10 protein-coding genes are annotated in these 7,031 nt (G+C 45.1%); 6 read left to right on the top strand and 4 right to left on the bottom strand.

Features of this window, described 5'->3' with window-relative positions:
* Positions 1-84 precede the first annotated feature (84 nt).
* From QUA38_RS26260 to QUA38_RS26240, 5 genes are all read left to right on the top strand, one after another.
* Positions 85-384 (top strand): type II toxin-antitoxin system HigB family toxin, encoded by a 300-nt coding sequence (locus tag QUA38_RS26260; RefSeq protein ID WP_333167100.1) that lies wholly within the window; start codon positions 85-87, stop codon positions 382-384.
* A complete protein-coding gene (locus QUA38_RS26255) occupies positions 347-772 on the top strand; it encodes a transcriptional regulator (RefSeq protein WP_333167098.1) in 426 nt (141 codons plus the stop codon). The genes QUA38_RS26260 and QUA38_RS26255 overlap by 38 nt, the downstream gene beginning before the upstream one ends.
* A 58-nt stretch (positions 773-830) precedes the next feature.
* Complete coding sequence (gene trpC, locus QUA38_RS26250) at positions 831-1,730, top strand: indole-3-glycerol phosphate synthase TrpC (RefSeq protein ID WP_333167102.1); 900 nt, start codon at positions 831-833, stop codon at positions 1,728-1,730.
* 350 nt (positions 1,731-2,080) lie between these two features.
* Entirely contained in the window at positions 2,081-2,326 is a 246-nt protein-coding gene (locus QUA38_RS26245) for a DUF5340 domain-containing protein (protein WP_041623669.1), read from the top strand.
* Positions 2,327-2,404: 78 nt separating this feature from the next.
* Positions 2,405-3,562 carry an alanine--glyoxylate aminotransferase family protein gene (locus tag QUA38_RS26240; protein WP_333167096.1) on the top strand — a complete coding sequence of 386 codons (1,158 nt, stop codon included), beginning with the start codon at positions 2,405-2,407 and terminating at the stop codon, positions 3,560-3,562.
* Positions 3,563-3,617: 55 nt separating this feature from the next.
* Here the strand turns inward: QUA38_RS26240 and QUA38_RS26235 are convergent, their stop codons facing one another.
* The 4 genes from QUA38_RS26235 to nblR all read right to left on the bottom strand — a co-directional run bounded on the left by QUA38_RS26235 (position 3,618) and on the right by nblR (position 5,970).
* Entirely contained in the window at positions 3,618-3,833 is a 216-nt protein-coding gene (locus QUA38_RS26235; RefSeq protein WP_333095284.1) for a DUF2949 domain-containing protein, read from the bottom strand.
* A gap of 12 nt (positions 3,834-3,845) precedes the next feature.
* A complete protein-coding gene (locus QUA38_RS26230; RefSeq protein WP_333167094.1) occupies positions 3,846-4,160 on the bottom strand; it encodes a hypothetical protein in 315 nt (104 codons plus the stop codon).
* A 493-nt stretch (positions 4,161-4,653) separates the two neighbouring features.
* Positions 4,654-5,169, bottom strand: a complete 516-nt coding sequence (locus tag QUA38_RS26225) for a DUF192 domain-containing protein (protein WP_333167093.1) — start codon at positions 5,167-5,169, stop codon at positions 4,654-4,656.
* A gap of 105 nt (positions 5,170-5,274) precedes the next feature.
* On the bottom strand, positions 5,275-5,970 hold the full coding sequence (nblR, locus tag QUA38_RS26220; RefSeq protein WP_333167091.1) for a response regulator transcription factor NblR: 696 nt from the start codon (positions 5,968-5,970) through the stop codon (positions 5,275-5,277).
* Positions 5,971-6,261: 291 nt separating this feature from the next.
* On the opposite strand from nblR, the gene rbsK reads away from it, so the two are divergent.
* The coding region (gene rbsK, locus QUA38_RS26215; protein ID WP_333167089.1) for a ribokinase at positions 6,262-7,031 on the top strand (770 nt) is incomplete at its 3' end.

The following is a 7,031-nucleotide window of genomic DNA, read 5'->3' as shown; positions in this document are numbered from 1 at the left end:
CCTTTTAGTAAAATTGGGGTTTTAGCCGTTCGCACTTAAATTTGATAGAATTAGGTATCTGCAAAACATCTGAACGATCGCTAAATGCACGTTATCAGTCGCAAAAAATTAAGAGACTACTGCCAAAATCATTCTGATTCCTGCGAAGCCCTCGATGATTGGTACAAGATTGCTAGTCAAGCCAACTGGACTAAACTTATTGAAGTTCAAACTATTTATCCTCAAGCTGAAGCAGTTGGAAACTTTACAGTTTTCAATATCAAAGGAAATAAATATCGCTTAATCGTAAGTCTTAACTATCAAAAGCAGATTGTTTATATCAAGTACATTTTGACTCATGCAGAATATGACAAAGACAACTGGAAAAATGACCCTTACTTTTGACTCCGACAGGTACAGCAGCCTGCTATCTCAATATCAACCTCGAATCATCAAAAATGAAGATGAAAACGAGACTTTTTTAGAAATAGTTGAAAACTTGCTCTCTCAGGAAAATCTAACTCCCGAAGAAGATACTCTGTTAGAACTTTTAGTCAAACTAATTGAGGATTATGAAGAAAATCACTATCAACTGAATGCTTCAACTCCCCACTCAAGACTTCTTCATTTGATGGATGCTAGAAGTTTAGAACTAGCAGATTTAGTAGAAATTATGGGCACAGTTGAGACGGTAACTAAAATCGTTAACGGTCAGCTAGAAATTAGCAAAAAACAAGCTGAGGCTTTGGGAAATTTTTTTCATGTAAATCCGGGTTTGTTTCTGTTTGATTAATCGTAAACCATTATATAATACGTTGAAACTTGTTACGATCGCCCTTTATCCTTCTATCATGCTTCAAATCCGCCGTCGTCCCCCCAGCACATCCGTCTCCGTACTCTACCTCAGCTACCAAATCGCCGTACCCGACGCCGAACCCCAGCACATCCTTGAAGAAATCGTCTGGCAAAAAGAAGTAGAAGTAGCCCAAAAGCGCGATCGCACCCCCTTAGCCGATCTTCACAAAAAACTCCCGTTTGCACCGCCCATCCGCGACTTTCTTGCCGCCCTTAAAAACGGCAAAACCACACCCGCTATCATCGCCGAAGTTAAAAAAGCTTCTCCCAGCAAAGGCGTAATTCGCGAAGATTTCGACCCAGTGGCGATCGCCCTAGCTTACCAACAAAACGGCGCTAGCTGCATTTCCGTACTCACCGATGAAAAGTTCTTTCAAGGTAGTTTCGACAACCTCGCTAAAATCCGTGCCGCCGTCGATTTACCCTTACTTTGCAAAGAGTTTATTATCTATCCCTACCAAATTTATCTCGCCCGGATTCACGGCGCCGATGCTGTATTGTTAATCGCAGCTATTCTATCTGACAAAGACTTACAATACTTTGTAAAAATTGTCAAGACTTTGGGCATGACAGCTTTAATAGAAGTTCACACTCTCGAAGAACTCGATCGAGTATTAACCCTACAAGGCGTCAACCTGATCGGCATCAACAACCGCAACCTAGAAGACTTTTCCGTCAGCCTAGAAACAACCGGTCAACTATTAGCCGATCGACAAACCGAAATCCAAGAAAAAGGCATCCTCATCGTCAGCGAGTCAGGAATCCACACTCCCGACGACCTAGCTAAAGTTGCCACCGCCGGAGCCCAAGCCGTTCTCATCGGCGAATCTCTGGTCAAGCAGCCCGATCCAGGCGCCGCTTTAGCCTCCCTTGCCGATCGCCCTCCCAGCCTGTGAAAGGCGAGACCGCTTGACAAACCACCCTTAATTCTGATAAAAAATGATTAAGTAGGTAAATAATGAGAATTTCTAGCCTGCATCGACTCAAGCGCTACTGTAAAAAAAAAATAGCACTGAAAGCTATATTGCATAGAAATATTTTGCCAGAAAGCAATTAAATCTATTCTGTAAGCCTGTCGATCGCAAGATTTAGCGTGTGCAACGCACCCAGCCCCGAATATTCGATCGGCAAAGCAGGGGTTATTGTACGGTTAGAACACAAATAAAAAATCGGGCATCTAATGTTCACCTGTGATGCCTCATGCAATTGCAATGGGGTGTCGGTTCGCTGAGGTATATTAGCTTTCATGGAGCCAATCCCCCTTCCTTCGTATATTCATTATGAATTGCTACTTCAATTGTTAGAACGCAAAACGATGTTTGCTGTCAGTCCACAATCGCCGCAGCAGCAACAAGTGCACCAACTTATTATTACACTGCGTAAAGCCCTTGCCATTCAAAAGCAATTAGAACAAAGCTGCGAGCGATCGAACTTAGCGGTAGAACACCGCTGGTCTCTAAATGAAATTAACCACAAGGGAGTTAAAAGTTAAAAAAGTTAGAGTAGCGACGTGACGTATCGTATTTGATTTATTCTATATAACTCCCACAGAAAAACTTAGGACAATATCATGGACAACAAATTAATGCTGATGATTCCCGGCCCGACGCCGGTACCTGAAGCGGCCTTGTTAGCGATGGCAAAACACCCGATGGGCCACCGCAGCAAGGAATTTGACGGGATTTTTGCAGAATGTACCGAAAATTTGAAGTGGCTGCACCAAACTAAAAGTGACGTGCTGAGTTTAACCGTTTCTGGTACCGGCGCGATGGAAGCTGGGATAATTAATTTCTTGAGTGCGGGCGATCGAGTTTTAGTCGGTACTAACGGCAAATTTGGTGAACGCTGGGCTGAAGTTGCCGAAGCTTACGGTTTAAACGCCGAAATTATTAAAGCCGAGTGGGGCCAACCTTTAGACCCCGAACACTTCCGCGAAAAACTCGAATCAGATACAGAGAAGCAAATCAAAGCTGTCATCATCACCCACTCGGAAACCTCTACCGGGGTCCTCAACGACCTCGAAACCATCAACCGCCACGTTAAAGCCCACGGTGAAGCTTTAATTATGGTCGATGCTGTCACTAGCTTAGGCGCTGTCAATATTCCGATGGACGCTTGGGGCATCGATGTCATTGCTTCGGGTTCTCAGAAAGCTTACATGATTCCTCCCGGTTTGGGTTTTGTGGCCGTCAGCCCCAAAGCTTGGGAAGCTTACAAAACTGCGAAACTGCCCCGCTATTATTTGGATTTGGGTAAATATAGCAAAGACGCTGCCAAAAATACCACTCCTTTTACTCCCCCTGTCAATATGTTTTTTGCCCTGCAAGCATCGCTGCAGATGATGAAAACAGAAGGGTTGGAAAATGTTTTCGCGCGACACCAACGCTTAATGAAAACTACTCGCGCTGCTGTCAAAGCTTTAGGTTTGCCGTTGTTTGCTGCTGACGATGCCGCCAGCCCTGCGATTACTTCGGTTATGCCCCCAGCATCCGTAGATGCTCAAAAAGTGCGGACTTTGATGAGAAAGAGATTTGACATTGCTCTCGCCGACGGACAAGACCATTTGAAAGGTAAAATCTTCCGAATCGGTCATTTGGGCTTTGTGTGCGAGCGCGATATTCTAGCAGCAATTTCCTCTTTAGAAGTGGTGCTGCGAGAATTGGGTCATGAAGGCTACACTCCGGGTGCCGGCGTTGCCGCTGCTGCCAAATTCTTGGCTGAATCCTAATCTCAGTTGTTAAAGGATTTTAGATTTTAGAGAGGATCAAAAATCTAAAATCCTTTTAATATGCTTCGGATAACCAATCAAAGATTTTATCCAACTGTTCGAGAGTGACTAAACCGTATTGCCACAGAACCATCGGCAAGGAATTCGGGTCTTGATCGCGCTGCCGCTGTTTGTTATCGCCGACACGTTCGGCGACAGCAATTGATGCGGGCGAAATTGCCAAATCTTCTTGTAAAAATCGAATTAATCGAGTGTATTTAGCGGGTGCCATGTGATTTCACCTCTAAGTATAGGACACCATTTTCTGATGTGAACCTGATGTTTTTGATGAGTAATAAGCCAGTTTTAAATTTGTCTTGTTACCGTCGATAGCTTTTAAAACGCTATTAGCGGTTGAACTGCCAAACGTAATGCTGAGTGCTACTGTAAAGCTAACCTTTCCCAAAAAGTGAAAGGTTTTGCAATTTTGCTGATGTCGGCCCGATCGACTGGTAATCGCGATCGAACCTAAACTGAATACCTCGGCATCTTTGCAGTGCGAATCAGAATAAATTCTGCTACCTAAAACTACTAAACCAGGTTCAGAGTTTAACTTCATCTGCCGAAATGCAGAATCCGCAAATCTACTTCGGCAAAATTAGTTAGATATTTCGATCAAACCCGAAACTGCTACCAGAAGTTAAGTTTGCCAATTACCGCCAATTAACTTGGCTCGTAGCATATTACTTTAGATAGGTTTAGTAGATTTAGCTCGATCGCCAGAACTTCCAGAGAATTTCTTTTCGTGTTGCTACACCTTGAGGCTGAGTATCGTCTCTCAGGATTGGTAACGAGTCGCTGACTCGTCTCATACCTGCGACCAACAATCTACAGCTTCCGGAAACAAGCTCAAGTCCTGACTGACTGAGATCGACATCGTAGCAAATCTTTGGGTGTTTGTACTGAATGTTACATTAATATTCTAATAGATTTTATCAATTTTTGTAAAGTTTCTAAATTTTCTTGCGTAGTCCGAAGGCAGGGGGCTCTGGGGGCGATGGAAACCGGGGGATTGTGTCTGTCTGCAGATTTTACGGAAACAGTCCGAAATTTTACTGGAAAAACTCGATTTCAATACGATCGCCCGTTTTGACACCGAGTTCAGCAGCTCGCCCGCCCCGGAGTTCAATAACTCGATCGACAGCAGTATTGGGCCCGTAGGTAGGACAAGGATCTGCAGTACAAGGAGGTGCAGAAACTTCGATCGCCTCAACCACCCCATCCCGGATAAAAATCATATCCAGAGAAATCTTGCAATTTTTCATCCAAAAATTGACCCCCCGCGCCGGTTTAAACTCAAACAGCATTCCTCTGTCATCCGGCAAAGAAGTTCTGTACATTAAACCCATAGCCTGCTGTTCCACTGTTTTCGCCACTTCGAGTTCGATTGGGCGATCGGCTATCCGAGCTCTAGCAGAAACAGGCAGCACTTGACCCGATGTTTTCGCCGTCGGAGACTCAGCCGCCAAAATACCAGTAGCACCAGCATTCGCGACAGGTAAAGTCGGCGAACATCCCAGCAAAAATATACTTACTCCAATACCGAGCAAATTAGTTAAATAATTCATATTGATTTTAGATTTTAGATTTTAGATTTTAGATTTTAGATTTTAGATTGGACATTAGAACTAGCCAACAGTCAACAGTCAACAGTCAACAGTCAACTGACTGCTTCAAGCTTCCCGCATCACATAGCCAACACCGCGCACCGTCTGAATCAAGCGCTTTTCGCCCTCATCTTCAATCTTGAGTCGCAGATAGCGGATGTAAACCTCAATTACATTCGACTCGCCCAAAAAGTCGTAACCCCAAACATTTTCCAGAATTTGTTCCCGAGTCAAAACCTCGCGGGGGTGTTCCATTAAATACTTTAGCAGCTCAAATTCCTTCATCGTCAGGTCGATCGCCCGTCCATTGCGTAGAGCCCGCCTAGAGGCTAAATCCAAAACTAAATCGCCAAACCTCAATTGTTCATTGCTGGTGTTATCCGGCTGCAAATACAAGCGCACCAACTGCAAAAACTCCTCAGTGCGGTAAGGTTTCAGAAAATAATCATCCGCCCCAGCTTCCAGACAAGCTACGCGATCGTCAACTGTATCACGACCGACCAGTAGCAGCACCGGCACCCGATTGCCAATACTTCTGAGGTGAGAACACAGTGACAGCCCCGACTCAGCGCCAAGTATGCGATCGATTACAATCAAAGCTGGCTGCAATTCATGAGCTAAATGTTGGCCTGTGGCGGTATTAGAAGCCACTACCGGTTCGTAGCCGGAGGATTTTAAGTCGAGACTCAAGTGTCCGGCGAGAACTTCGTCTGTTTCAACTAGCAGGACACAGGGATTGCGATCGAGAGTAATTGCAGCCATTGAATTGACCGGTGGAGACCATAACTGTTCTAGCACGTTTGATGGCCGTTGGTTGTTTGCTGTTGGCTGTTGGCTGTTGACTGTTGTTATTTTTTGTTATTAGACTTCTCCTAAAAAGCAGATTTTGAACAGGCATCCTGCCTGTTCCACGATAATTATGGGAGATGTCTATTCGTTATGGGTTATTTGCGAGTTGCTACCCATTACCAATTCGCAATTCTATAATGCCCCCTGCCCCATGCCCCATGCCCCATCCCTCCGCTTCGCTCCGCCCAATTCCCAATTTAAATTATGACCATCATCGTATTCGGCAGTATCAACATCGACCTAGCAGCAAAAACTCCCCGGTTACCGCAGCCAGGGGAAACTATCATCGGTAGCAATTTTTTCACAGCCGGCGGCGGCAAAGGAGCAAATCAAGCCGTCGCCGCCGCTCGTCTCGGCACTTCCACCCACATCATCGGTCGCGTCGGCAACGATAAATTTGCTGAAGAATTATTGACTAATTTACAATCTTATGGTTTAAGTACAGACAATGTATTAATAGACCAAAGCACTCATTCAGGAGTGGCAATTATCGCGGTAGACGAGACAGGTCAAAATAATATTATTGTGATTCCGGGCGCGAATAACAATGTCGGTAAAGCAGATATAGAACGTCTCAAAAAACTGTTAACAGCAGCTACATCCTTGCTATTACAGTTAGAAATTCCCCTGGAAGTTGTCCAAAAAGCTGCGGAAGCTGCTTGTCAAGCGGGGGTGCGAGTTATTCTCGATCCAGCACCGGCTAGGACGGATTTGCCGATCGAACTTTATCCGCTAATTGACATTATCACGCCGAATGAAGTGGAAGCCAGTCAGCTAGTCGGTTTTCGGGTGAATGACACCGAAACAGCGATTGTAGCTGCCAAACACTTGCAGGAGCGAGGGGTCAAGAATGTTATTGTCAAATTGGGCGATCGGGGGGCTGTTGCTGTTACTGCGGATGAAACGTTTTTTGTACCGGCTTTTGCTGTGGAGGCGATCGACACTGTGGCTGCTGGCGATGCTTTTAACGGCGG

The organism is Microcoleus sp. Pol12B4 (assembly GCF_036701385.1).
In the GTDB taxonomy this organism is placed as follows: domain Bacteria; phylum Cyanobacteriota; class Cyanobacteriia; order Cyanobacteriales; family Microcoleaceae; genus Microcoleus.
The sequence above is the reverse complement of the archived record's forward strand: the minus strand, read 5'-3'. Positions and strand labels throughout refer to the sequence as shown.

Bases quoted from the DNA above. Each gene is read 5' to 3' on its own strand.
- QUA38_RS26260 (WP_333167100.1), top strand. From the start codon at position 85: ATGCACGTTATCAGTCGCAAAAAATTAAGAGACTACTGCCAAAATCAT.
- QUA38_RS26230 (WP_333167094.1), bottom strand. From the start codon at position 4,160: ATGAAGTTAAACTCTGAACCTGGTTTAGTAGTTTTAGGTAGCAGAATT.
- QUA38_RS26240 (WP_333167096.1), top strand. From the start codon at position 2,405: ATGGACAACAAATTAATGCTGATGATTCCCGGCCCGACGCCGGTACCT.
- QUA38_RS26235 (WP_333095284.1), bottom strand. From the start codon at position 3,833: ATGGCACCCGCTAAATACACTCGATTAATTCGATTTTTACAAGAAGAT.
- QUA38_RS26225 (WP_333167093.1), bottom strand. From the start codon at position 5,169: ATGAATTATTTAACTAATTTGCTCGGTATTGGAGTAAGTATATTTTTG.
- QUA38_RS26245 (WP_041623669.1), top strand. From the start codon at position 2,081: ATGGAGCCAATCCCCCTTCCTTCGTATATTCATTATGAATTGCTACTT.
- trpC (WP_333167102.1), top strand. From the start codon at position 831: ATGCTTCAAATCCGCCGTCGTCCCCCCAGCACATCCGTCTCCGTACTC.
- QUA38_RS26255 (WP_333167098.1), top strand. From the start codon at position 347: ATGACAAAGACAACTGGAAAAATGACCCTTACTTTTGACTCCGACAGG.
- nblR (WP_333167091.1), bottom strand. From the start codon at position 5,970: ATGGCTGCAATTACTCTCGATCGCAATCCCTGTGTCCTGCTAGTTGAA.